The 24,778-nt window shown below is 40.9% G+C and carries 18 protein-coding genes and 1 riboswitch; of the genes, 8 read left to right on the forward strand and 10 right to left on the reverse strand.

The genetic code is table 11. From position 1 onward, the window contains the following. Nucleotides 1-15 precede the first annotated feature (15 nt). Together DYC50_RS07795 and DYC50_RS07800 are read left to right on the forward strand one after the other, a co-directional pair. Entirely contained in the window at nucleotides 16-1,410 is a 1,395-nt protein-coding gene (locus DYC50_RS07795) for an MATE family efflux transporter (protein WP_115249699.1), read from the forward strand. Nucleotides 1,411-1,419: 9 nt separating this feature from the next. Further along, nucleotides 1,420-2,466, forward strand: coding sequence for a Gfo/Idh/MocA family oxidoreductase (locus DYC50_RS07800; RefSeq protein ID WP_115249700.1), 1,047 nt, complete (start codon nucleotides 1,420-1,422; stop codon nucleotides 2,464-2,466). 96 nt (nucleotides 2,467-2,562) lie between these two features. On the opposite strand, the gene DYC50_RS07805 is transcribed toward DYC50_RS07800, so the two are convergent. The 6 genes from DYC50_RS07805 to thiI all read right to left on the reverse strand — a co-directional run bounded on the left by DYC50_RS07805 (nucleotide 2,563) and on the right by thiI (nucleotide 9,656). Further along, nucleotides 2,563-3,945 carry a surface lipoprotein assembly modifier gene (locus DYC50_RS07805; protein ID WP_115249701.1) on the reverse strand — a complete coding sequence of 461 codons (1,383 nt, stop codon included), beginning with the start codon at nucleotides 3,943-3,945 and terminating at the stop codon, nucleotides 2,563-2,565. Nucleotides 3,946-3,975: 30 nt separating this feature from the next. Next, nucleotides 3,976-4,629: an IS1595 family transposase gene (locus DYC50_RS07810; protein ID WP_115249702.1), complete on the reverse strand. Its 654-nt coding sequence runs from the start codon at nucleotides 4,627-4,629 to the stop codon at nucleotides 3,976-3,978. Beyond that, nucleotides 4,610-4,780, reverse strand: a complete 171-nt coding sequence (locus DYC50_RS10660) for a hypothetical protein (protein ID WP_172459076.1) — start codon at nucleotides 4,778-4,780, stop codon at nucleotides 4,610-4,612. The genes DYC50_RS07810 and DYC50_RS10660 overlap by 20 nt, the downstream gene beginning before the upstream one ends. Before the next feature lie 79 nt (nucleotides 4,781-4,859). Beyond that, nucleotides 4,860-6,359 (reverse strand): transferrin-binding protein-like solute binding protein, encoded by a 1,500-nt coding sequence (locus tag DYC50_RS07815; protein WP_115249703.1) that lies wholly within the window; start codon nucleotides 6,357-6,359, stop codon nucleotides 4,860-4,862. A gap of 466 nt (nucleotides 6,360-6,825) precedes the next feature. Continuing rightward, nucleotides 6,826-8,037 (reverse strand): sodium/glutamate symporter, encoded by a 1,212-nt coding sequence (gene gltS / locus DYC50_RS07820; protein WP_115249704.1) that lies wholly within the window; start codon nucleotides 8,035-8,037, stop codon nucleotides 6,826-6,828. A 170-nt stretch (nucleotides 8,038-8,207) separates the two neighbouring features. Next, nucleotides 8,208-9,656 carry a tRNA uracil 4-sulfurtransferase ThiI gene (gene thiI / locus DYC50_RS07825; protein WP_115249705.1) on the reverse strand — a complete coding sequence of 483 codons (1,449 nt, stop codon included), beginning with the start codon at nucleotides 9,654-9,656 and terminating at the stop codon, nucleotides 8,208-8,210. 232 nt (nucleotides 9,657-9,888) lie between these two features. Here thiI and xseB point away from each other — a divergent pair, with 232 nt between their 5' ends. The 5 genes from xseB (at nucleotide 9,889) to DYC50_RS07850 (ending at nucleotide 13,914) form a co-directional block, all read left to right on the forward strand. Beyond that, nucleotides 9,889-10,137, forward strand: coding sequence for an exodeoxyribonuclease VII small subunit (gene xseB / locus DYC50_RS07830; protein ID WP_103852912.1), 249 nt, complete (start codon nucleotides 9,889-9,891; stop codon nucleotides 10,135-10,137). Nucleotides 10,138-10,162: 25 nt separating this feature from the next. Continuing rightward, nucleotides 10,163-11,053, forward strand: a complete 891-nt coding sequence (gene ispA, locus DYC50_RS07835) for a (2E,6E)-farnesyl diphosphate synthase (RefSeq protein WP_115249706.1) — start codon at nucleotides 10,163-10,165, stop codon at nucleotides 11,051-11,053. A gap of 75 nt (nucleotides 11,054-11,128) precedes the next feature. Continuing rightward, entirely contained in the window at nucleotides 11,129-12,988 is a 1,860-nt protein-coding gene (gene dxs, locus DYC50_RS07840) for a 1-deoxy-D-xylulose-5-phosphate synthase (protein WP_115249707.1), read from the forward strand. A 33-nt stretch (nucleotides 12,989-13,021) separates the two neighbouring features. Continuing rightward, complete coding sequence (locus DYC50_RS07845; protein ID WP_115249708.1) at nucleotides 13,022-13,627, forward strand: DedA family protein; 606 nt, start codon at nucleotides 13,022-13,024, stop codon at nucleotides 13,625-13,627. An 11-nt stretch (nucleotides 13,628-13,638) separates the two neighbouring features. After that, a complete protein-coding gene (locus DYC50_RS07850; protein ID WP_115249709.1) occupies nucleotides 13,639-13,914 on the forward strand; it encodes a YcgL domain-containing protein in 276 nt (91 codons plus the stop codon). Between the two features lie 171 nt (nucleotides 13,915-14,085). On the opposite strand, the gene torA is transcribed toward DYC50_RS07850, so the two are convergent. The 3 genes from torA to DYC50_RS07865 form a co-directional block, all read right to left on the reverse strand. Continuing rightward, the gene (gene torA / locus DYC50_RS07855; RefSeq protein ID WP_115249710.1) at nucleotides 14,086-16,557 is read right to left on the reverse strand and encodes a trimethylamine-N-oxide reductase TorA; all 2,472 of its coding nucleotides are present in this window, start codon (nucleotides 16,555-16,557) and stop codon (nucleotides 14,086-14,088) included. 81 nt (nucleotides 16,558-16,638) lie between these two features. Then, a riboswitch (molybdenum cofactor riboswitch) is annotated at nucleotides 16,639-16,771 on the reverse strand. Nucleotides 16,772-16,805: 34 nt separating this feature from the next. Next, nucleotides 16,806-17,930, reverse strand: a complete 1,125-nt coding sequence (locus DYC50_RS07860; RefSeq protein ID WP_115249711.1) for a NapC/NirT family cytochrome c — start codon at nucleotides 17,928-17,930, stop codon at nucleotides 16,806-16,808. Nucleotides 17,931-18,074: 144 nt separating this feature from the next. Beyond that, nucleotides 18,075-19,778, reverse strand: a complete 1,704-nt coding sequence (locus tag DYC50_RS07865) for an ABC transporter substrate-binding protein (RefSeq protein WP_115249712.1) — start codon at nucleotides 19,776-19,778, stop codon at nucleotides 18,075-18,077. 188 nt (nucleotides 19,779-19,966) lie between these two features. Between DYC50_RS07865 and xthA the strand changes: the two genes are divergently transcribed. Next, a complete protein-coding gene (gene xthA, locus DYC50_RS07870) occupies nucleotides 19,967-20,770 on the forward strand; it encodes an exodeoxyribonuclease III (RefSeq protein ID WP_115249713.1) in 804 nt (267 codons plus the stop codon). 74 nt (nucleotides 20,771-20,844) lie between these two features. On the opposite strand, the gene hrpA is transcribed toward xthA, so the two are convergent. Next, on the reverse strand, nucleotides 20,845-24,753 hold the full coding sequence (gene hrpA / locus DYC50_RS07875) for an ATP-dependent RNA helicase HrpA (protein WP_115249714.1): 3,909 nt from the start codon (nucleotides 24,751-24,753) through the stop codon (nucleotides 20,845-20,847). Between the last annotated feature and the right edge of the window lie 25 nt (nucleotides 24,754-24,778).

The following is a 24,778-nucleotide window of genomic DNA, read 5'->3' on the forward strand; positions in this document are numbered from 1 at the left end:
AATTCGGATATTTTTATGTTATTTAGTTTCATTCAACATCATCGCCAAGAAATGGGCAAATTGGTGGCGATCGCCTTCCCCATTTTACTGGCGCAAATGGCACAAAATTCAATGGGTTTTGTGGATACCATTATGGCTGGTCGCGTCAGCGCGGCGGATATGGCGGCGATTTCGGTGGGTGCGTCCATTTGGTTACCGCTAATTTTATTAGGACACGGTTTACTGCTTGCCTTGCCGCCGATTATTTCTTATCTCAATGGTTCAGGCCAACGCCAGCGGATCGCTCATTATGTGCGACAAGGTATGTGGGTGGTAGTGCTAAGCTGTATTCCTCTTGGTTTGTTTATTTATTATAGCGATTATGTCATCAGCCATATGAAAATGGAGCCAAGATTGGCACAAATTACTATTGATTATCTGCACGCAATGCTGTGGGGCTTACCCGGTTATTTGCTAATGATCAATTTTCGCTGTTTAAATGACGGTATCGCCAAAACGGCGCCAACAATGCTGATCACCTTTGCGGGATTATTTCTTAATATTCCGCTTAATTATATTTTTATTTACGGCAAACTTGGTGTGCCAGCCTTTGGTGCGGTGGGCTGTGGCATTGCAACGGCAATCGTAAACTGGGCAATGTGCTTAATGATGATTAGCTATTCACGTCAAGCTCGCAGTCAGCGTGATATTCATCTTTTTGATAAAATCATTGAAAAACCTGACTTTTCCACCTTAAAAAAAGTGCTAGGCTTAGGCTTCCCTATTGGTATTGCGTTATTTTGTGAAGTGGCATTATTTGCCCTTTCTTCCCTTTTGCTCTCCCCACTGGGTACAGATGTGGTAGCAAGCCATCAAGTGGCTTTAACAACAAGTTCATTTATTTTCACCTTCCCCATTTCCTTAGGAATGGCAACCACCATTTTAGTGGGGCAACGTTTAGGTGAAGGGCAATTAAAGCAAGCCAAAGTGGTGTTTCACTCTGCCCTTGCGGTGGGATTAGCCTTAGCTTGTATTACCGCGTCTATCATTGTGTTATTCAATCAACAGATCCCGAAAATTTATGTTACCGATAAACAAGTGATCCTAATCGCCAGCCATTTGCTGTTAATTTCTGCCTTATACCAATTTTCCGATACCATTCAGGTGATCACCGCAGGGGCATTGCGTGGCTATAAAGACACCAAATCTATTTTATACATCACAATGTTCTGTTATTGGGGCATTGGAATGCCATTGGGCTATATTTTATCGCGTACCGATTGGCTAATGCCAAGCATTGGCGCGGCAGGATTCTGGGTGGGATTTGTGGTGAGTTTAACGGTCGCCGCCGTGCTGCTTATCCAACGTATTCGCAAAATTCAGGCCTTACCTGAACAGCAAATTTTGCAGAAATTAAAAGAAATTCAATAGGAAAATCAAATGGAAAAAATCATTAATGTCGCCATTGCAGGTTTTGGAATGTCCGCCAAAACCTTTCATATGCCTTTTTTAGATCTCGATCCGCGTTTTCAAGTGCGTAAAGTGTTTGAACGCAGCAGCGAAAAAGCGAAACAGGCCTATCCTTATATTGAAGTGGTACATCAGTTTGAACAACTGCTCAGCCCAGAAATTGACTTGGTGATTATCACCACGCCTAATCTCACCCATTACGAAATGGCAAAACAAGCTATTTTGGCAGGCAAAAATGTCATCGTAGAAAAGCCCCTTGCGGTTTACCCTGCGCAAGCACAAGAGCTAGACGAACTCGCCAAACAACATAATGTGATGCTTTCAGTTTACCAAAATCGCCGTTGGGATAATGGTGCTTTAACGGTGAAAAAACTGCTTGAACATCGAATGTTGGGCGACATTGTGCATTATGAAATGCGTTACGAACGGTTCAGCCAAAAACCTAATAGCAAAGCGTGGAAAGAAACGGGCGAATTTGGCTCTGGGCTAGTTTATGATTTAGGCGTGCATTTGATCGACCATTGCGTGGATTTATTCGGCATTCCCACCGCACTTTATGCGGATATGAAAGCACAACGTGCAGGCGCAAAATCAGAAGATAACTTTGAAATTATTTTCTATTATGCGGACAAAAAAGTGGTGTTATCTTCCACCAAATGCGCCCGCGAACCTGCCCCTTATATTATGTTGCAAGGCACTAAAGGGAGCTACATCAAAGCCACAATGGATAACCAGGAAGCCCTATTGCTCAAAGGCATAAAACCACAAGGCGATTGGAACGCTGAGCCTGAAAAAGACTGGGGACTACTGCACACCGAAATCAACGGCATTGTAATCCGCAGCCCCATCGAAACCGAACGCGGCAACTACCAAGCCTATTACGACAACATCTACGCCGCTCTCCGCGAACAAGCCCCATTACAAGTTACCGCCCAACAAGCCACTGACGTGCTGAAATTGATTGCGTTGATCTATGAAAGTGCAGAGAAAGGAATGCAAATGGCTATTAATTTGTAAATAACAGCTCTTATTGCATCTAAGCAATATAGGTAAACGAAGTGTTTTTATGATAAAAATAAAGGCCAATTATCACATTGGCCTAAACATCATAAGTTAAAATGTTTTTTCTACTTCTAACATTAGATCGTTAGCATTGTAAGAAAAAATTGGGTAATTACTTTTCACCTTTGTATAAGACCAAGTTAATTTCGGCATAAAGCCTTTATAACTTAATTTCTTATTGGAAAGAGATAAAGAACTAAAATATGTCTTATCTTTTTGCTTAATGTCGTATAGCAAGGCTTCTTTTCTTTCTACTATTGAATAACCTAAGGTTATGCTAGACATAAATTCATAAGGCCATTCTCTTCCCCAAGAAAAACGAATTCCTTTTCTAAAATAAGATTCTGTATCTTCTTCAGCTTTCTTCCAACCAAGGTCAAGCGCACCATAAAAATATTGACCGCTAGGCGTGAAATAAGTTAGCGCATTTGTTAAGAAATGACCATTTCCATTACTAATATGGTTGGCGTCTTTATTATAGATCGTACGAGAGAAGTTATAATAAGTACTATATCTCAGTCTTGGCATAAACCAATAATTTAAAGAGAGTGAACTTCCCCATGTATTAGAATAAGAATCTAATGAGCCATAATCACTTAAACCACCACGATATAAGCGTTTAGAAAAATATGGACGAACTTCAACACCAAATTTTGCATCTTGATAACCATAGCCGATACCCGCATTCAGGTTTAAATCATTATATTTATGGTTATTCCAATAATATTTACCTCTAGCTGAAGCATTAAAGGCTATATATTGTCCATCATTTAAAAAGAATTGTTTATCTGTACTTAAACCTAATGCAATTCCTTTCCCTTTCTGGCGTTCAGTATTGTATGTATAAGTTCCACCATTAGGCAACGTCCAAGTTGTTCCTGCTGGAGCAGCTTGATTCAAATTTCTGTCATTTAAAAAATTACTATCTAAACGGAAATTCCATTCAGATTTTTGATCTATCGCCTTAAGATATTGTTGATAAACTTCATCATCTTGCTTAGTTCTAGCTGATGAACTTAATTGTTTAAACAGTTTTTCTGATTCAACATAGCGTTTATTCGCGAATAAAACGCTCGCGTATTGAAACGCAATAAAATCATTATTCGGGAAATTTTTATTTAACTTACTGAATTTATCACTTGCAGTACCTAAACTCTTATCTGTTGCTAATAATGCTTCCGCCCACTCGATAAGAGATTCATCTCTTTCAGGAACATTTTTATAAATTCCAATTAAGCTAGGAAGAATAGCTTTATTCATTTTAATTAAGGAATCAAGGAATAAACGCTCTAATATAGCAGGATTTTCACGTAATTCTTTACCAGTAAGTCGAACATAGCCATCATCTTTCTTTTTCAACTCAGAAACTTTTTGCTGATAGGTCAATTCATTTCTTAATTGCTGACGCTCTTGCTCAATGGCATAGCGATCCATATTACTATTAGGGGCTGTAGTAGATTAGCCCTAAATTTCACACCATTTTCGCAATATTTTTAACTGCTCTTTTGGTGTCCCAAAGTTAAACCGAAATTCACATTCCTTCAAGAATAAAGGAAAGTTTTTTCGGTTAATTCCATTATATTTTCGCAGTATCCGCTTCACCTGATTCCAAAAATTTTCAATGCCATTAATATGATTTTGTTTCACCGCAAATAGCTCGGAATGATTGATTCGTTCGTGGTGAAATTCACTCACATCAAGCGCATCATAACTGCGATAAGTGTCCGTATAAACCCAGCTATCAGGCTTGATTTTTCTTTTAATAACAGGGAGTAATGTTTCACTCTTGGTGTTTTCAACCACAACAGTAAATACCTTTCCTTGTCGTTTTAGTAACCCAAAAACAGCAACTTTTCCAGCCGCTCCTCGTCCTCGTTTTCCCTTTCGATGACCACCAAAATAGCTTTCGTCTAGTTCAATTTCCCCCTCAAAAATCTCGTTAACTTCAAGGGATAAATGATAGCCAATCACAAGCCTGATTTTATGGTAGAACAAAGCGGCTGTATTCGGTTGAATATCTAGCAAATTTGCTGCTGTTCTTGCAGTAACTTCTGCAACAAAAAACTCAAGCAGTTTTTTCTGTATGGATTTCTTTAATTTACAATATGTTATCTTCATTTTTGTAGTATAGCATTGTTGCTAATCTACTACAGCCCCTACTATTATCTTGCTGCTGAGCTTGAATAATCTGCTGATTAACTTCATTTCCATAAGCAGTCATTGCAAGAGAAGATAGTAACGTAATCGTGAAATATTTTTTTACTTGCATTCACTTTTCCTAACATTCATTGAAATAATAAATAAACAGCTCCTTAAAGGAGCTGTTTTGTTTTATCATAAAGTAAAAATTAGTTTACTTTATTAACTGTACCACGACCTTGTTCTGCGTTTTCAGCTTGGCCTAGTGGGTTGCTTGGCCCAACTGGAGCGATAACTTTATCAGTTACGTCTTCAGCACCAAATACAGCACCCCATTTACCTTCACCACCAACGTTACTTGCTACAGCACCAGCTAACTCAGTTTTATCTAAACCAACTTCTTTGTTACCATAGATAGTCGCATTGAAAGTACCTTCACGGTTAGCAGCATCAACTTGACCATAAGCAAGTTCTGATGTACCTGTGATTGTACCATTTGCAGCTAAATCACCGTTGAATTTAACTAATTTGCTTTCGTGATCAGCACCGTTTACAGTAAACATATCATAAAGTTTACCATCTACTTTACGAGAACCTAAATCTACATCAGCTAATACGTGAGTACCACTTACGAATTCCTCTGGGTTAACTCCTTGTAATGATGTTGGAGCATTTTCAGCATCTTTTAAGCCATGGATGCTGTGATCTAAACCATAAGTTACAGCGTGACCTTTATAAGTCAATTTACCTTCTAATGTAGCTAAATCTCCAGCTGAGATATTGTTGATACCACGAGCAAAGTAGTTATCTTCTTTAGAAACATCATTATATTGAGCATAACCTACAACATAAGATTCTAAGTCACCTGCTAATTCGACACCCTCTTTGAAGTTAGCAGCTAAAGTTTTATTACCATCTTGTAAGTTGCTAGAATCTAATGCAGTTGTTACACGACCATATTGAACTAATTGTAAGTGACCATCACCACGTTTAGTTGCAAGTTCACCATAGTGATCTGCTAATGGTAAGTTCGCTGTAGCATTAACTACTTTGTCGCTTCCCATTGTGTTACGACCATATAATTCTGCAACAGTATCTTCTTTAGTTGCACTTCTGTTATCAGCGTGGAAGTCAGTGTAGTTTTGACGGTTAGCTTCATAAACTAAAACTGAACCAGTTTCTGTACCCTGAGTTTTAGTTTTGGTAATGTTGCCATATTCATTGTGAACATCACTACGCGCTTCACCACCCTCTTTAGTTTGAGCACCAAGGTAGATATGTTGTAATTTACCAACACCATTAGCTTGCTCAGTAACATCTAAATCTTCTACATAAGCGATTGATGTGTTACCTGCTTTATTTGTTGGAGCAGCAATTACTAATGTATCAAAACTTGGTTCTGGTTTTTGAGTTAACATAGACTCAACAACACCAGCTACAGAGTTTCTACCTTCGTCAGCACGACCTTTTACTTGGAAGTCTGACTCAGTTTTGTTTACAACTTTGTAACCAACTGGAGAAGGTTCTGTGTTACCAGCTGGAGCAACAGTTTCTTCTGCTGGAGTTACAACTTGTTGAGTTGTTTCGTTTGAAACGTTATTTTGAGCTGGCTCATCAGAGCTACCACCGCTTGAAGAACTACAAGCAGCTAAAATAACTGATGCTACTAATGTCAATGAAAATTTGATTGCGTTGTCTTTTTTCATCATTTAATTTCCTTAAATAATTTTATCTGATAATTAAACAGACAGATTTTATTCCATGGAATAGAATTAAACCTTAAACCATACCAAATTTAGCTAAATCTGGTCGGCACCTATTCTACCCCCCCCCCCCCCGAAATCATAAGTCAAGCGGCTATTTAATATTTTTTAATTTTTTTATAAACTATTTTAGATAGCAGATAGATGTTCTATTTTGGATAAAATGGTAAAAAGAAAAAGTCAGTTAAACTGACGAAATGTTCGTTGCAGAAATTAAGATTGTAAACAAGTTAATGCTATTCCCAATGGCATATTTGGGCTATTAGAAAAAGAAATGCGAATAACTGAGAGATAATCACAGTAGTATTCCCCTACTATTCATCTCTACAGGTTGGGCATTTATTCTTAAAAGAGCTAAAACGCCTTCAGCGCAATAAAATTAAAAAAATCCACCCTCTCAGGTGGATTTTTATTAGAGCATTGTCTCTGCAACATTAAGGAAAAAAGTAATAATTAAGGCATTGCTAATATTACTAATAAATCCACCGATTAACGGCACAACAAAGAAAGCAATCTTGGAATAGCGATAGCGGGCGCAAACCGCAGTCATTGTTGCCATTGAAACAGGAACAGCTCCTAATCCGAAACCGGAATGACCTGTGGCTATCACTGCTGAGTCATAATTTTTACCACATAATCTAAACGTAATGAAAACGCAAAATACATAGCACAATAAGACTTGCAAAACCAAGATAACAATTAACGGTATCGCCAAATCGGCAAGTTTCCATAATTGCATCGTAATAATCACCACAGAAACGAAAATGGCAAGGGAAATCTCTCCAATAATGCCAATGGTTTCATACAAGGCTTGATTGTCACGCTTTCTCGTATCCAAAATTAAACGTAAAACCACCCCTCCCAACATACTCATTACGTGAATAGGAATGTTCACTTTAGGAAATGCGACTTGTGTAAGGTAAAAGAGCGTTTGCCCAATACCACAAGCCAAAAGCAATAAAAATGCGGCTTGGCTTGAACGGCGATAACTAATTTTGGCAAGAATGCCATTATCTTCACGCTCAATAACCTGCCCATTTTCTACCTGATGTTCTAAATGGTGTTTTTTTATCAAACCTCTGCCTAATGGCCCACCAAGCATACAGCCCGCCACCAAACCAAAGGTTGCGGCAGCAATTGCAACTTCCATTGCGCCAACCGCACCTTGCTGCTCTGCTAACGGCGCGAACGCAGCAGCATTACCATGTCCACCCGTTAATGGAATAGAACCTGCCATTAATGCAGTTAATGGGTTCATATCCAACAATGTTCCAACACCGAGAGCTAAAACATTTTGCAAAATCGCCAATATAGCAGCTAATACACTGAAAATAAGGACTAATTTCCCCCCTTTCTTTAATAGTGCAAAACTTGCGGCAAACCCCATTGCGGCAAAAAACACATTATAGAAAAATGTATTAATCGTCTTATAGTCAAACTGAAAGGAAATTAAATCTAGACTGTGGCTTAACGTTGTTAGTAACGCAAAAATCACACCACCAATAACAGGAGAAGGAATACAATATTTTTTCCAGATTGGAAATTGCTGACGAATAAATTCCCCAACATAAATCGCTACTACGGCAAGCGCTAAGGTTTGAAACATTCCCACTTTTATTAACATAGCCACCCCTTTTATTTACATTTTTAACATAAATTTAACATTTGTATCCTAGTTAAATATAAATTGAATACAACAATGGATATTAAAAAATGTGACGAGCTCAAATTTTTCAAATAAAAATGCACCATTCTTCAATGGTGCATTCTTTTTTATCGCCTATCTACTAACAACTATTTTCTAAACACTCTCACATTCCCAAACCCATTTTCTTTTAAATAAAGGGCTTGGAGTTTGCTCATTACGCCGCGTTCGCAGTAAAGGACGTAATTTTTGCTTTGGTCTAAGTCTGGAAATAAAGTAGAAAGTTTATAGAATGGGATTAAACGCACTTCCTGCCCTGCCAGTTCTAATGGGTTTTCGTCTGTTTCTTCAGGGCTGCGAATGTCAATGACAATGTCGTTTTCGCCTAATACGGAAATGGTGTCCACTTCCACCACTTCTTTTTCCGTTTGTTCTGCAATTTGGCGAATATCTAAATATTGCGCATTTTGCACCGCACTTTCTAATACGCTGAAATCAAAATGATTTTCTTCGCTAAGAATTTTTTCTCGCACCGCTTTAACCGTTGGATTTTTTGAGATCACGCCACAAAATTCCGGCATTGATTTCGCAATATCATCAGTACCAATGTTTTTTGCCATTGCGATGATTTGTTCTTTATCGTGTGTGATCAAAGGGCGCAACACAAGCGCATCTGCGGCTTCATCGATTAAGCGTAAGTTAGTCAGCGTTTGGCTAGAAACTTGACCTAGCGCTTCGCCCGTAACAATGGCTTGAATACCAAAACGCTCTGCCACTTTGCTTGCAGCACGCACCATCATTCGTTTTAACACCACCCCCATTTGGCCGTTGTCGATTTTCTCTAAAATCTCTGCCACCACAGGCTCAAAATTAATCGCCACAAAACGTACTTTGTGCGAGCCACTAAAGCGATTCCAAATGTGATACGCCATTTGTTTTACTCCGATTTCGTGCGCTGCACCACCCAGATTAAAGAAGCAATAATGCACGCGCGAGCCACGGCGAATCAGCATATAACTGGATACGCCCGAATCAAAGCCACCCGAGATAAGCGAAAGCACATCTTCTTGCGTGCCAATAGGATAACCGCCCAGCCCTGTATGACGGGCTTTCACCAGCATCATTTTGTCGTCTTCAATATCAATGCGAACGGTAACATCAGGTTTGCTGAGCTTCACTTTTGCGCTGGCGATATGTTGATTTAAGCCACCGCCGACATAGCGTTCCACATCAAGAGAAGAGAAATCGTGCTTGCCTTTGCGTTTTACACGCACACAAAAGGTTTTGTTTTCAAGCAACGGTGCTACATCTTGCAAAGTTTGTTGGAAGATATCTTGCACGTTGTTGAACGGTTTTTCTTCCACTTCAAGAAAATGATGAATGCCGGGGATTCGTCCTAATAGTTCTATTAATAAGGCACGATTTTCCGCATTTTTTGACCGCACTTCGATATAGTCCCAGTGCTTCACCACGGCCACCGTATCATCATATTTATTCAAAATATTGCGAATATTCCCTGTCAAAATTTTAATAAAGCGCTTACGCACGCTTTCACTTTTAATCATAATTTCAGGGAAAAGTTTAATAATAAATTTCATTGGAATACTTCTGTTTTAAGCAAAAAAATTGGGCGGTATTGTACAACATCTTTTACAAATCCCAAATTTTTCTCGTCTGCTGCTCTCGCCTGTTTTGGCGCTAAGCAAGGGAAACAAAAGTGCGGTGCTTTTTTCTGAGATTTTTTGCGCAACAATCTTGCTATAGGCTTTAACAAGTCCATAAAAATACAGTACAATGTGGCATTTATTTAGCTTGAACTTAGGAAAAACAATGGCACGCAAACCTACCACAGACGAAAACAGCTTAGATTTTGAAACCACCTTAACCCAATTAGAAAGCATTGTTGCTCGTTTAGAAAGTGGCGAATTGCCTTTAGAACAGGCGTTAAAGGATTTTGAAAGCGGAATTAAGCTGGCGCAATTAGGTCAAGCGCGTTTACAACAAGCGGAACAGCGTATTCAAATTTTACTGTCGAAAAGCGATAAAGCAGAATTAAGCGACTATCAAAACAACGAATAAGCAACCCAATAACTAAGCCACTGCTATGTACCAATTTGCACAGGATTTACAACAACTTCAACAGCGGATCAATCAATTTCTCGAGCAACAATTTGAGCAAATTGACACGCAACCTTCTCCCCTTGCGGAAGCGATGAAATATGCGCTTTTATTGGGGGGAAAGCGGGTTCGTCCGTTTTTGGTTTATGCCACAGGGAAAATGCTAGGCGCGCCTATTGAAACCTTGGATTATGCAGCAGCCAGCATTGAAGCAATTCACGCTTATTCTTTAGTTCACGATGATTTGCCCGCAATGGACAACGATCGTTTACGCCGTGGTCAACCCACTTGCCATATTGCCTTTGATGAAGCCACTGCAATTTTAGCGGGCGATGCGTTGCAAGCTTTTGCTTTTGAATTAATCAGCCAAATACCGAATTTATCTTCCAAGCAATGCCTTGCACTCGTGAAAGAATTGGCCAAAGCTTCGGGCGCGCAAGGAATGTGTTTAGGACAAAGCCTTGATTTGCAAGCAGAACATCAGCAAGTTAGCTTAACCGAATTAGAACGCATTCATCGAAACAAAACAGGAGCATTGCTCAGTTGTGCATTAAAAATGGGCTTTCTTTGTTCCCCCCATTTTGCTGATGAAGGCTTATATCAGCAATTAAGCCATTATGCCGATGCCATTGGGCTGGCTTTCCAAGTGCAAGATGATATTTTAGATATTGAAGGCGAAAGCGAGCTTCTCGGCAAAACTGTTGGCGCAGATTTAGCCGCAGATAAAAGCACTTACCCGAAATTACTCGGCTTGCAAGGGGCGAAAGAAAAAGCGCAAGAACTTCATCAACAAGCCCTTGATGCCTTAGCCAAATTGCCTTTTGATAGCTCGCCATTAAAGGCATTGAGCGAGTTTATTGTAACAAGAAAAAATTAATATATTGGACACCGCCTAAGCCTTGTATTATTAAAGTGCGGTCGAAATTTAACCCTTTTTTGGATTTGATTAACAATGGAAAAATATCCTCTTTTATCACTGATTAATTCACCGGACGATTTGCGTCTTTTAAATAAAGATCAACTTCCCCAACTTTGTAATGAATTACGCGGATATTTGTTGGAAAGTGTTAGTCAAAGTAGCGGCCATTTGGCTTCTGGCTTAGGCACGGTAGAACTCACCGTTGCCTTGCATTATGTGTTCAACACGCCATTCGATCAGCTCATTTGGGACGTGGGGCATCAAGCCTATCCGCATAAAATTCTCACTGGACGCCGTGATAAAATGTCCACCATTCGCCAAAAAAACGGGCTTCACCCTTTCCCGTGGCGTGATGAAAGCGAATTTGATGTGTTAAGTGTGGGGCATTCTTCCACTTCTATTAGCGCTGGGCTTGGCATTGCCGTGGCAGCCGAAAAAGAGAACGCAGGGCGCAAAACGGTTTGTGTTATTGGCGATGGCGCAATCACCGCAGGAATGGCCTTTGAAGCGCTCAATCACGCTGGCGCCTTGCACACCGATATGTTGGTGATTCTCAATGATAACGAAATGTCCATTTCAGAAAATGTGGGCGCGCTGAACAACTATCTTGCTCGCTTGTTTTCTGGTTCTTTCTATTCCACCTTGCGCGAGGGGGGCAAAAAAATTCTCTCTGGCGTGCCGCCAATTAAAGAATTTGTGAAGAAAACAGAAGAACACGTTAAAGGCTTCGTTTCACCGATTGGCACAATGTTTGAAGAGCTAGGCTTTAACTATATCGGCCCAATTGACGGCCATAATGTGGACGAATTAATTAGCACGTTGAAAAATATGAGCACTCTGAAAGGGCCTCAATTCTTACATATTAAAACCAAAAAAGGCAAAGGCTATGCCCCTGCGGAACAAGATCCAATCGGCTTCCACGGTGTGCCGAAATTCGATCCCACAAGCGGAAAATTGCCAAAGTCCACTACCCCAACCTATTCGCAAATTTTCGGCAACTGGCTATGTGAAATGGCAGAGCAAGATCCGAAATTAATCAGTATCACCCCTGCGATGCGTGAAGGTTCAGGAATGGTTGAATTTTCCAACCGCTTCCCACAACAATATTTTGATGTTGCCATTGCCGAACAACACGCCGTTACTTTTGCTGCGGGCTTGGCGATTGCTGGGTTTAAACCTGTGGTAGCCATTTATTCCACCTTCTTACAACGTGCCTACGATCAGGTGATTCACGATGTCGCCATTCAAAATCTGCCTGTGTTATTTGCCATCGACCGCGCAGGCGTGGTGGGCGCAGACGGACAAACCCACCAAGGCGCCTTCGACATTAGCTTTATGCGCTGTATTCCAAATTTAGTGATTATGACCCCAAGCGATGAAAATGAATGTCGCCAAATGCTTTATACCGGCTATCAATGCGGTAAACCTGCCGCCGTGCGCTATCCGCGTGGCAATGCCATTGGAGTTGAGCTTGAGCCATTAGCAATGCTACCGCTCGGCAAGGGGAAAGTGTTGCGCGAAGGGGAAAAGATCGCCATTTTAAATTTCGGTACGCTATTACCAAACGCCAAAGCCGTAGCCGAAAAATTAAACGCCACCCTTGTGGATATGCGATTTGTTAAACCGATTGATGAAGCGTTAATTTTGCAACTTGCTGAAAACCACTCATTATTAGTGACACTCGAAGAAAACGCCATTCAAGGCGGTGCAGGCAGTGCCGTGGCAGAAGTGCTAAATTCTCAGCCAAAAACCACCGCACTTTTACAATTAGGCTTGCCAGATTTCTTCATTCCACAAGGTACACAACAAGAAATTTTGGCAGATTTAAAACTAGACGCACAGGGTATTGAAGAGCAAATCTTGGCCTTTCGTGAAAAGCTAAATAACCATTAATAACTTTTATATTTAATTAAATGCGGATTTGATATGGAATTTTTAATCAACTTTTTTACTGACTACGGCTACTTTGCTGTTTTGTTTGTTTTGATCATCTGTGGTTTCGGCGTACCAATTCCTGAAGATATTACCCTTGTGTCAGGCGGCGTCATTTCTGGCTTAGGTTATACAAATCCGCATATTATGTTAGTGGTGAGTATGTTGGGAGTGTTAATCGGCGACAGCACAATGTATTGGTTAGGTCGCGCTTATGGGGTAAAAATCTTGCGTTTCCGTCCAATTCGCAAAATGCTTACCTTAAAACGCTTGCAAATGGTGCGTTCGCAATTTGATAAATACGGCAATCGTGTCCTCTTCACCGCCCGTTTTCTCCCCGGCTTAAGAGCGCCAATTTATATGGTTTCAGGCATTACCCGCCGTGTAAGTTTTGTCCGTTTTGTGCTGATTGATTTTCTTGCTGCCATAATTTCTGTGCCAATTTGGGTTTATTTAGGGCATTTTGGCGCAAGTAATTTAGATTGGTTGAATGAGCAAATCCACAAGGGGCAGTTTCTTATTTACGCCATTATCGGCGTAGTGGCCCTGATTGTATTGTGGAAATGGAAAAAATCACGCAAAAATAAACAAGCTGGATAATAGGAAGCCTTATGCTCTGCGCTATTTATAAAAGTAAGAAAAAAGAAGGAATGTACTTATACATTGCTAAACGCGATGATTTCTCGTCCATACCTGAAACCCTACGCGACAGTTTCGGCACGCCCATTTTTGTAATGCTATTTAATCTTAAAGGCGAAAAATCGCTCATCAACGCAGATAACCAAGAAGTGCTAGAAAAAATCCAACAACAAGGCTTTTATCTACAAATGCCAAAAAAAGAAGAAAATTTGTTGGAAATTCATAAAAAAAGTACCGCACTTCATTAGTGAATATAAAACTCAGCCCATCGCTGAGTTTTTGTTTTTCTGGAAGATAACAAAAACAGCACTAGAAAATTTAATCTTAGCCTAAAAAATTCACAAAAAAACCACCGCACTTTTAAAGTACGGCAATAAAAAAATCAGCCCTTAAGGCTGATTTTTTATGTTACTAAGCAGTTATGCCGATTGTTTCGGTTGTTTAAACACCGTTACGGCTGGCGCTTCGCCAGTGAATTTTTCTACTTGTACAATACAAGTGTTTGGCGAATTACCCTGTGCAAGTTTTGACGTGCCTTCATCGCGAGTAAGCACATTCGGGCAGCCATTTTTACACAATGGTTTATCCGATTGTCCAAGATCCGCAGGATCGTACCAAGCCCCTTCGTGCAAGGCTACTGTGCCTTTGATAATGCCATCAGTAACCACAGCCCCTGCAAGCACCTGTCCACGGGAATTGAAAATTCGCACAATATCACCATCAATAATACCACGCGTTGCCGCATCATCTTTATGAATCAACACTGGCTCACGATCATTCACGGCATATTTTTGACGTAATGAAGTATGCGCAAGCTGACTGTGCAAGCGGTAATATGGGTGTGGTGTAACTAAAGCTAAAGGCGCTTCTGCGGTGGTGTTGCCAGCAAATTCTGCCGGTTCCATCCAGCTTGGATAGCCTTTGCAATCGTCATAATTCATTTTGGCTACCACATCAGAATAAATTTCAATTTTACCTGATGGTGTACCCAATGGATTCAATAATGGATCATTGCGGAACTCTTCGTAACGCACCCATTTTTTCGCTTTTTCATTGGCTTTGAAAGTAATCGGTTTATTTTCTTCCCAGAATTTCTCGAATTTAGGCATTAATACACGGTTTTTGCGTGCCGCATCAAATGCCGTTTGGTAGAAACCTTTTAACCAATCCATTTCCGATTTATTTTCGGTGAATTGTTCTTCCACACCAGCACGCTTCGCTAATTCGGTGAAGATGTCATAATCACTTTTCGCTTCAAATTGCGGTGGCACAACTTGTTTCATTGGGTAGATATTCATCATTGAATAATCGCCTGACATTGTTAAGTCGTTACGCTCATAACTTGTTGTTACAGGTAATACAATATCTGCCATTCGTGCCGTTGGTGTCCAGTTTACTTCATTCACAATAAAGGTATCTGGCTTATGGAAGGCTTTCACTAAGGTATTGGTATCTTGATGATGTACAAATGGATTACCACCCGCCCAATACACTAATTTAATATCGGGATAGGTAATTTCCGTGCCATTATATTGAATCGTTTTGCCGGGGTTAAGTAAAGCATCTGCCACTCGTGCCACAGGAAATGCCATTTTTGATGTTTCATCAAGCCACGTTTTTTCCCCTGCTTGTACGGCTGGATTTGCGGTGATCGAACCTAAAATTCCGCCTGTTGCAGTTGGCACACCACCATTGGCATAGTGATAACTAAAGCCGAAGCCGCCGCCCGGTAAACCAATTTGTCCGAGCATAGAAGCCAGCGTTACCATCATCCAGTGGCTTTGCTCACCGTGGCGTTGACGTTGCATTCCCCAACCGCCCATTAACATTGTGCGTTTAGTCACAAAATCATTGGCAAGTTGCTTAATCACCTCTACTGGTACGCCAGTTAATTTGCTTGCCCAAGTGGCATCTTTTGGCTGCCCATCTGTTTTGCCTAATAAATATTCTTCAAATTTATCGTAGCCTGACGTGTATTTTTTCAAGAAGGCTTTGTCGTGCTTGTCTTCGCTCACTAAGGTATGTGCAATCCCTAGCATTAGTGGCACGTCAGTTGCTGTATTAATCGGGATCCACTCTGCACCTAAAAATTCGCAACTTTCGCTACGCACAGGATCAATACAGATAATACGTTTGCCGCTCTCTTTTAATTTTTTGAAATAAGCTAAGCCTTCTTGATCCGTAGATGTCCACGCAATGCGTAAGGTTGTGAGTGGATTTGCCGACCATAACACAACAATCTCTGAACTTTCTAAAATGGTTTCCCAGCTGGTTTGTTGCTCATAAACTTCAATTGTGCCTAAAACGTGCGGCATAATCACTTGTGCAGCCCCGGTAGAATAATCCCCTTTTGAGCCAACAAAACCACCCGTTACGTTAAGGTAACGATGTAGCAAGGTACGTGCTGCGTGTAGTGAGCCTGAGCTGTACCAACCATAAGAGCCAGCATAAATCCCTGTTGCACCGTAGCTATCTCTCACCCGTTTCATCTCTTTTGCCACAAGATCAAAGGCCTGCTCCCAAGATACGCGCACCCATTCATCACGTCCACGCAAGGTGGTATCTTTGTTGCCTTCTAAATAGCCCTTACGCACCATTGGATATTTAACACGGGTTTCGCTATAAAGCTGATCGGCAACCACAGATTGCAACTCATTGGTTAGCGGTGCAGGAATCGCAGGGCCTGACTTCACCACTTTACCGTCTTCCACAACCACGCCTAAAGGCCCCCAGTGTGCCGCAGTAACCACCGTGTTTTGCTCTGCCGCCAATGCTTTAGAAGATACCAACGATCCTACTACCCCACCTGATAAAGATGTTCCAGCAAGACCTAATGAAGAATGTTTAATAAAATCACGGCGACTTGCATTAATGTTGTCTTGTTTTTTCATTGTTCACCTCAGTATGACTTTCCACGGCATTTTATATCTGGGGAAAATTCTGAAAATTTGCACCGCACTTATAAAATGCTATGAGTTTAACTTACGACACCTTTCTAAAACGAGTGGCATAATCATTTCTAACCATACCATTGTGCAATCAAGTTGCAGGCATTGCTTCCATATCTTTCGACTTAGGATCACAAGCTCGGAGTCAAACCAGTGCTAAATAATTTTAGCGATATTCCAAATGGAAACTATTAATGTGATGCGCCCACTTTATCCTTACTATTACGTTGTAAATAAATCGTGAGTGTGCGGACATCATCTGCTGACATTGATGTACGATTTTTCATTGAGTTCACCACACCAATCCATTGATTCGCGGTGTAATGATCTGCCCCAATTGCAGCGTGGCAACCACTACAATAGGTTTCATTCAAATTGTGACCAAATTGATTAAGTGCGGTCAAATTTGCCGTTAAAATAGATTTCGGTGCATTAATTTGCAAACGGACTTCCTTCCAATCTGAAGCGGTAACTTCATCATAAACAGAACGTAACACCTGCATTTTATCTTGCGGCACATCTTCCAATAACGCCACCATAATGCGTTTACCTAAATCCATATAAAGAATGCTTTCCGCCCCAGCTTGCTGCCAGCCTGTGATCGTCGCTGAAACTTGATCCCCCGTGGCTTTCCAATCGGTCAATTCAGCATAAGGCATTAGTCGAATACTGCCCCCATCAGCAATATTGACATTACTCATCGCGAGGCTATATAAGGTTTTATCCTGTGGGCTAAACTCCCCGCCGTGTTTACTTAACTCACCACTGGCTTCTTGGTTATCAACGTCCATTTCAGGCATAAAATGCACAATGCCTTTATGGCAATCAATGCACGTTTGATTGGTTTCCTGTGCTATTTTATGCATTTTCTGCGCGGCTTCTGATTGCTCTGAAAGCACCATTGCTTCAGCACTATGACAACTTTTACAAGTGGCCGAATCGTTTTCTTTCATCTCCGCCCAAACCTGTTTCGCCATAGCTAAACGATGGGTTTCATAGGCTTCTTGGTCTGGCAATTTATCGACTACAACGGTATTCCACACATCTTTTAACGCCATCACCTTGGTTTTCACATAATGAAATGCGGAATCTTGCGGAATATGACAATCTGCACATTCCGCACGAATACCTTTGCGATTAGAAAAATGTACGCTTCCTTCCCATTCTTCCTTTGGAATTTCCATAGAATGGCAGCTCACACAAAATTCAGTGCTGCTGGTAGCTTTCATTGCATATTGCGTTCCCGCAAACACGCCCACACCAAGCAACACGCCAAACAAACCGCCTAATACAAATTTCTTATTCAATTTCGCCATAACTCCCCCACATCAAACAAATACATCAAAATAGGTAGAAATAATAATTTGGATTATAAATTTAGAATAAGGGATCTCAATACGTAAAGTTACGTATTTACCCAATAAGTATTAGAAAGTTTGATTTATCGCAAAAGAAAGGAACTAAAGCCGAAACCAATGAGGCAACTTAAAGACAGATTCAGCAAAAACGTCAGGCGCTATCACCGTGCTTTTTCCTTGTTGAATCTGAAAAAGTAAATGAGGTTGGCTAATAGAAAGATCTTGGGTGTTATCAGGATAAGTCAGCCCTGCTTGCACTTCTCCACCAAAATAGTAAGTGCCATTTACCCCTGTATAAGCTAAGGAACGAATGCCATTAATGACTTCTTTAAACGCCCTTGGGGAAGTGCTATGTCGCCAAACATTGGCAAGAATTTGAATTTGATCATAAGCGACACTCGCTTGTGAATAACTGGGTTGATGATCAAAAAATCGTTGATAATCTTGGCAAAATTTGCGTCCTGCATAAGTCATACTCAGCCCTGTGGTACTTGCCCACAATACGCCCTCACACTGTTGTTCTTGCGGTAAAAATACCGAAGGTGCGTAAATACTATAAATAATCGCGTTAATCGGATTTTGGATAAAAGATTGATAAAATTGCAAAATATCTTCCGCAAAATAAGAAGCAAACACGATTAAAGTGGGATCAAAATAGCACACTTGTTTCATCGCATAATCAAAAACTTGTGGAGATTTTTCTAATGTCAAAACATCGACCTGCCAATGTTCCTGACGTAATTGAGAGATAAGATTTTCAATACCTATATCGATTTTTTGCCATTTAACTGTAATCACTAAAATCCTTTTATTTTTCATCACTTGCGGATAATGGAATTGATAAGCTCGAATAAAACGTGCAACCCCTGCCCCATAGTTAATATCGCTGGCACACGCCTGAAAAATATTTTTTATCTGATTGTGATGAGATTTGCCCAAATCACTATGTGTAGCAAGATGAATATAGGGAATTCCTTTACTGGCAATCCATTCGTGTAAATCAGGAGAATAGCAGGCATAGCTCGCAGAAATCGCATCAACTTCTTTATCTAATAATCGTTGGTATGCTTGATGGATACTTTGCGGATCATCAACACAAAATCCTACCGTTTCTAACCGCACTTGCCGCCCATTAATCCCACCTTGTTGGTTAATCATTTCCACTGCTAATTGTGAGCCGTTGCATAATTCTTGCGTATCTAGCTTACCAATTCCTTGTTCCACATAAGGAACGCCAATAGTAATAGGATAAGTCCTTGTTGAATGAATAACGTGCAGTGCTTTTTGCGGCAGTTTTTCCCCTTTCGCAAGGCTTTCAATTTCATACGTTGCTAAAATAGATTGCGATAAATCACCCGGTGTTGGCAAACAGCACAGATTTTCTGTTACCGCAAACACCGCCAAGCTAGTCCGATTTTCAATTTTTGTTTTTTGAAAAAGATGCTCAACGTGTTTGGCAACAGTACGTTCACTAATAAAAAGCTGTTGAGAAATTTCTACATTGCTTAGTCCACTACTGAGCAAGGTGAGAATTTCAATTTCTCGCTTACTCAGCTCAAAAGGCAACTGAGTTTGCTGGGCTGTCATTAAGGTAAAAATCTGCTTATAGCGTTGTAAACTCACATTAAGCCATTGATTATTTTCTGTTTGATAATAAAAGCATAAGCTATCTCGCTTGGAAGAAAGTAAAGCCTGAGCATAATCAATAAGCTGAGGGAGCATTTCAAAATAGGCTTTCCCTACACAACTATCCCACTCTATTAATTGTTTTTGCTCATCAACCAAGCACGCCCACGTCAATTCCATTTTTATCCTAATCTGTTATTTGCAAACGGAATTATCATAAAGAAGTTTGTATGCCAATTTACTGATATAAATCAATAGATAAATGACAAAACAAAGTGCGGTGAAATTTTTTATCATTTTTGAAATCTTGCAAACCTTAGTATAATGCCCGTCTGATTTTGATAAATGAACAATTAGGAACGTATTGAATGAAAGTAATGTCTTTTAATATCAATGGATTACGAGCAAGACCTCATCAGCTTGAAGCCATTATTGAACAGTATCAGCCCGATATTTTGGGATTGCAGGAAATTAAGGTGGCAGATGAAGATTTCCCTTATGCGTTGGTGGAACACTTGGGTTATCACGTTTATCACCACGGGCAAAAGGGGCATTATGGCGTAGCATTTTTGCTCAAACAAGCGCCCAAATCCATTCACAAAGGCTTCCCTACAGATGAGGCGGATGCACAAAAACGCATCATTATGGCAGAAATGGAAACCGAATTTGGTTTGCTTACAGTAATCAACGGTTACTTTCCACAAGGGGAAAGCCGCAAGCACGAAACAAAATTCCCTGCTAAAGAAAAATTTTATGCAGATTTGCAACGTTATTTAGAGCAGGATCACAATAAAGACAATCCCATTATTATTATGGGTGATATGAATATCAGCCCGAGTGATTTGGATATTGGTATTGGTGAAGAAAATCGTAAACGCTGGTTGCGCACTGGCAAATGTTCGTTCTTACCTGAAGAAAGAGAATGGTATAACCGCTTATATGCCTACGGTTTAACGGACACTTTCCGCCATTTAAACCCGACAGTTAATGATAAATTCTCGTGGTTTGATTATCGCTCAAAAGGCTTTGACGATAACCGCGGCTTACGCATTGATCATATTTTAGCAAGCAATAATTTAATCGAACGCTGCACAGATACAGGTATTGCCCTAGATATTCGTGCAATGGAAAAACCCTCCGACCACGCACCAATTTGGGCGGTGTTTGAATAATTAAAAAAAACTCACCGCACTTTTTGGCATAAAGGTTTATCCATTTTGTGCGGTGAGAAGATTTTATATCCTGACTATCCCATCTCATTAATCACATTCAAAATCCGTTTATCCGAAATAGGATATTTCGTGCCAAGTTGTTGGGCGAATAGGCTGACGCGTAGTTCCTCGATCATATAAGGGATCTCTGCCACTTCTGCGGGGATTGGCTTGGATTTTGGTAATTTTAATAATAACTGCTGATACGCCTTTTCTACGTTTTCTACCCGCAACATTGCAGCACGATCACGGTTGGGATCTTGCAATAATTTGTCAATGCGTTTATCAATGGCTTGCAAATAACGTAATAAATCTGGCAAGCGTTGATAGCCCGTTTTCTGCACAAAATTTGGGTAAATAAGATGGTTAATTTGCGCTTTAATATCTGAAAGGGCAAAGGCTAAGGTGAAATCCATTTTGCCTTTTAAGCGTTTGTTGATTTCAAACACGAGCGTCAAAATCTCTTCCACCTGTTTGGCAATATCCACTGTGGTTTCGTTTAAATTGGCTCGAATATAGTCTTTTAGGCGTTCAAAATCCTGCTCATTCCACACAAAACCGCCGAAATCTTGCACCAATTTATCCACGGCGCAGGCGATACAATCATCAATCAATTCCAGCACTTTGCCAAATGGCGTGAAATACAATCCTAATTTTGATTTGTTGGGCAGTTTTTCGTGCAAATACTTTATCGGTGATGGCACGTTAAGCAATAATAAACGGCGTAGTCCCTGTTCCATTGCGACAGCTTGCTCAAATTCTGTTTCAAATAATTTGATCCCAACAGAATCTTTTTCGTCCACAATGGCAGGATAGGCTTTGATGGTAAAGCCTTGTTTTTTCTGCTCATAATATTGTGGTAATTGGTTGAAATTCCATAAATGAATCCCTGTTTGCTCAATGCCTTCATCTGCCACCGCTGACAAGGTTTCCTGCACTTGCTCTTTCAGACTCACTTTGAGTTCATCTAAATTTTTGCTCTCGGCAATTTTCTTACCTTTTTCATTAACCACACGGAATGTCATTGTTAAGTGCGGTGGAATTTGCGCGAGATTCCATTCATCAGGGGCAACATAAACACCTGTGATTTTGCGTAATTCCGCAGACAACGTTTCTAGCAAGGGTTTGTCCACATCATTCACGCGGCCAAGAAAGGCTTCCGCATAATTCGGTGCTGGCACAAAATGGCGACGTAATGTTTTTGGTAAGGATTTAATCAGGGCGATAATCAATTCTTTGCGTAAGCCCGGAATTTGCCAGTCAAAGCCCTGCATTTCCACTTGGTTAAGCAGTGGCAAAGGAATATGCACGGTTACGCCATCGGCTTCCATACCCGGTTCAAATTGATAGCTAAGCTTTAATTTTAAATTGCCTTGATGCCAGAAATTAGGAAAATCTAGCTCGCTGACATTGGCGTTATCATTGGTGAGAAAGGCTTTTTCAAAATTTAGCAATTCAGGATCTTTTTGCCGCGCTTTTTTCCACCAAGTATCAAAATGCTTTTGCGACACCACTTCTGTGCCAATGCGTTGATCATAAAATTCAAATAAACGGCGTTCGTCCACCAAAATATCTCGGCGGCGTGTTTTATGCTCTAACTCTTCCACTTCGCGAATCAGCCGTTGATTTTGCAAGAAGAAGGTGTGTTTCGTGTGCCAATTTCCTTCCACCAAGGCAGATTGAATGAAAATTTCACGGCTCACCGCAGGATCAATTTTGCCATAGTTCACAGGACGACTTGCCACAATCGGCACGCCATAAAGGGTGACTTTTTCATTGGCGATAACCGCCCCTTTGGATTTTGACCAGCGAGGCTCGGCATAAGATTTTTTCACTAAATGCTGTGCCAATGGCTCAATCCATTCGGGATCGATCTCTGCCAGCATTCGTCCCCATAATTTGGAGGTTTCCACTAATTCCGCTGCCATACACCATTTGGGCTGCTTCTTGAATAGCACGGAATTAGGAAAAATTGCAAAATGGGCATTTCTTGCGCCTAAATATTGCTGTTTTTCCGCTTCTTTCATACCAATATGAGAAAGCAAACCCGATAAAAGTGCGGTGTGAATTTGCGGATATTCTGCCGCTTGTGAATTAATCGGCAAGCCCATCTCACGCACGGTAAGGCGGATTTGATGATAAATATCTTGCCATTCCCGCACGCGGATATAATTCAAATAATCTTTCTGACACAAACGGCGGAACTGATTTTTGCTCAAGGCTTTTTGCTGTTCTTGCAGATAATTCCACAAGTTTAAGAACGCGAGAAAATCGGATTTTTTATCCGCAAAACGGCGATGTTTTTCATCTGCCGCTTGTTGTTTTTCTTGTGGACGCTCTCTAGGATCTTGAATGGAAAGGGCTGCCACGATGATCATCACTTCGTGCAAACAACCGAGCTTCGCCGCTTCAATCATCATTCGCCCCAAACGAGGATCAACAGGTAGCTGAGCAAGCTGGCGTCCAATCTGGGTGAGCTGACGTTTTTCGCCGTGCTTGGTTTTCACGATTTGGAAGGCTTGCAATTCTTCCAATAACTTAATGCCGTCTTGAATATGGCGTTTGTCAGGGGCATCTACGAAAGGAAATGCACTAACATCATCAAGCCCAAGGGCGGTCATTTGCAAAATAACCGAGGCGAGATTGGTACGCAAAATTTCAGGATCGGTAAATTCTGGGCGCTGATTAAAATCCTCTTCCGAATACAGGCGGATACAAATCCCTTCGGATACCCGTCCACAACGGCCTTTGCGTTGATTTGCCGAAGCTTGTGAAATCGGCTCAATAGGCAGGCGTTGTACTTTGGTACGGTAACTATAACGGGAAATGCGCGCCGTGCCGGGGTCGATCACATATTTAATCCCTGGCACGGTCAGTGAAGTTTCTGCCACGTTGGTGGCAAGCACAATACGATTTAAGCCACTTGGGTGAAAAATTTTGTTTTGCTCTTGTGCCGATAAGCGAGCAAAGAGCGGTAGGATTTCCGTATGTTTTAAGTGCTGTTTTTCCAAGGCTTCCGCGGTATCACGAATTTCACGCTCACCATTGAGAAAAATCAAAATATCGCCCCGCCCCTCAGCCTGCAATTCCTCTACGGCATCGAGAATGCCTTGCAACTGATCTTGCTCTTCATTCTCTGCGATAGGGCGATAACGCACCTCCACAGGGAACGTTCGCCCCGAAACCTCAATAATCGGTGCATTATTAAAATGACGCGAAAAACGCTCTACATCAATGGTTGCCGAGGTGATAATCACTTTTAAATCTGGGCGTTTTGGCAACAGCTGTTTTAAATAACCAAGAATAAAATCGTTATTTAGGCTGCGTTCGTGAGCTTCGTCAATGATCAAAGTATCGTATTGATTTAAAAAAGGATCACTTTGAATTTCGGCGAGTAAAATACCATCTGTCATCAGCTTAATTTGAGTATCATCACTGATTTGATCATTAAAACGCACCTTATAGCCCACCAGCGTTCCTAGCTCACAATGTAGCTCTTCTGCAATGCGTGTTGCCACAGAGCGTGCGGCAATGCGGCGCGGTTGGGTGTGTCCGATCAAGCCTTTTTTTCCACGACCTAATGCAAGGCACATTTTTGGCAATTGGGTGGTTTTACCTGACCCCGTTTCGCCTGCAATAATCACCACTTGGTTTTCTTCAATAGCTTTGAGAATTTCATCTTTGTGCTGGCTTACGGGCAAGTTTTCAGGAAATTCAATTTTTCCAACCGCACTTTTCCGTTGATGTAAACGTGCTTGCGCCTGCTGAATTTGTAATTGAATTTCTGCTGCGACTTTTTCTTGGGTTTGTGGATTTTTGATTTGATGCAGCCCTTTAATTCGCCCTTTCAGACGGCGATAATCCACGTTCATCATCTCCGTTAATTGAGCAGATAAGGCTTTTTGTAATGGGCTAAATGGCTGTTTGTGTTTTGTATTTTTCATTGGTTTTATATATAGGATCACGTCC

This window comes from Avibacterium avium (genome assembly GCF_900454535.1).
In the GTDB taxonomy this organism is placed as follows: Bacteria; Pseudomonadota; Gammaproteobacteria; order Enterobacterales; family Pasteurellaceae; genus Avibacterium; species Avibacterium avium.

Coding starts and splice junctions, on each gene's coding strand:
- DYC50_RS07795 (WP_115249699.1), top strand. CDS start 16: ATGTTATTTAGTTTCATTCAACATCATCGCCAAGAAATGGGCAAATTG.
- DYC50_RS07800 (WP_115249700.1), top strand. CDS start 1,420: ATGGAAAAAATCATTAATGTCGCCATTGCAGGTTTTGGAATGTCCGCC.
- DYC50_RS07805 (WP_115249701.1), bottom strand. CDS start 3,945: ATGGATCGCTATGCCATTGAGCAAGAGCGTCAGCAATTAAGAAATGAA.
- DYC50_RS07810 (WP_115249702.1), bottom strand. CDS start 4,629: ATGAAGATAACATATTGTAAATTAAAGAAATCCATACAGAAAAAACTG.
- DYC50_RS10660 (WP_172459076.1), bottom strand. CDS start 4,780: ATGCAAGTAAAAAAATATTTCACGATTACGTTACTATCTTCTCTTGCA.
- DYC50_RS07815 (WP_115249703.1), bottom strand. CDS start 6,359: ATGATGAAAAAAGACAACGCAATCAAATTTTCATTGACATTAGTAGCA.
- gltS (WP_115249704.1), bottom strand. CDS start 8,037: ATGTTAATAAAAGTGGGAATGTTTCAAACCTTAGCGCTTGCCGTAGTA.
- thiI (WP_115249705.1), bottom strand. CDS start 9,656: ATGAAATTTATTATTAAACTTTTCCCTGAAATTATGATTAAAAGTGAA.
- xseB (WP_103852912.1), top strand. CDS start 9,889: ATGGCACGCAAACCTACCACAGACGAAAACAGCTTAGATTTTGAAACC.
- ispA (WP_115249706.1), top strand. CDS start 10,163: ATGTACCAATTTGCACAGGATTTACAACAACTTCAACAGCGGATCAAT.
- dxs (WP_115249707.1), top strand. CDS start 11,129: ATGGAAAAATATCCTCTTTTATCACTGATTAATTCACCGGACGATTTG.
- DYC50_RS07845 (WP_115249708.1), top strand. CDS start 13,022: ATGGAATTTTTAATCAACTTTTTTACTGACTACGGCTACTTTGCTGTT.
- DYC50_RS07850 (WP_115249709.1), top strand. CDS start 13,639: ATGCTCTGCGCTATTTATAAAAGTAAGAAAAAAGAAGGAATGTACTTA.
- torA (WP_115249710.1), bottom strand. CDS start 16,557: ATGAAAAAACAAGACAACATTAATGCAAGTCGCCGTGATTTTATTAAA.
- DYC50_RS07860 (WP_115249711.1), bottom strand. CDS start 17,930: ATGGCGAAATTGAATAAGAAATTTGTATTAGGCGGTTTGTTTGGCGTG.
- DYC50_RS07865 (WP_115249712.1), bottom strand. CDS start 19,778: ATGGAATTGACGTGGGCGTGCTTGGTTGATGAGCAAAAACAATTAATA.
- xthA (WP_115249713.1), top strand. CDS start 19,967: ATGAAAGTAATGTCTTTTAATATCAATGGATTACGAGCAAGACCTCAT.
- hrpA (WP_115249714.1), bottom strand. CDS start 24,753: ATGAAAAATACAAAACACAAACAGCCATTTAGCCCATTACAAAAAGCC.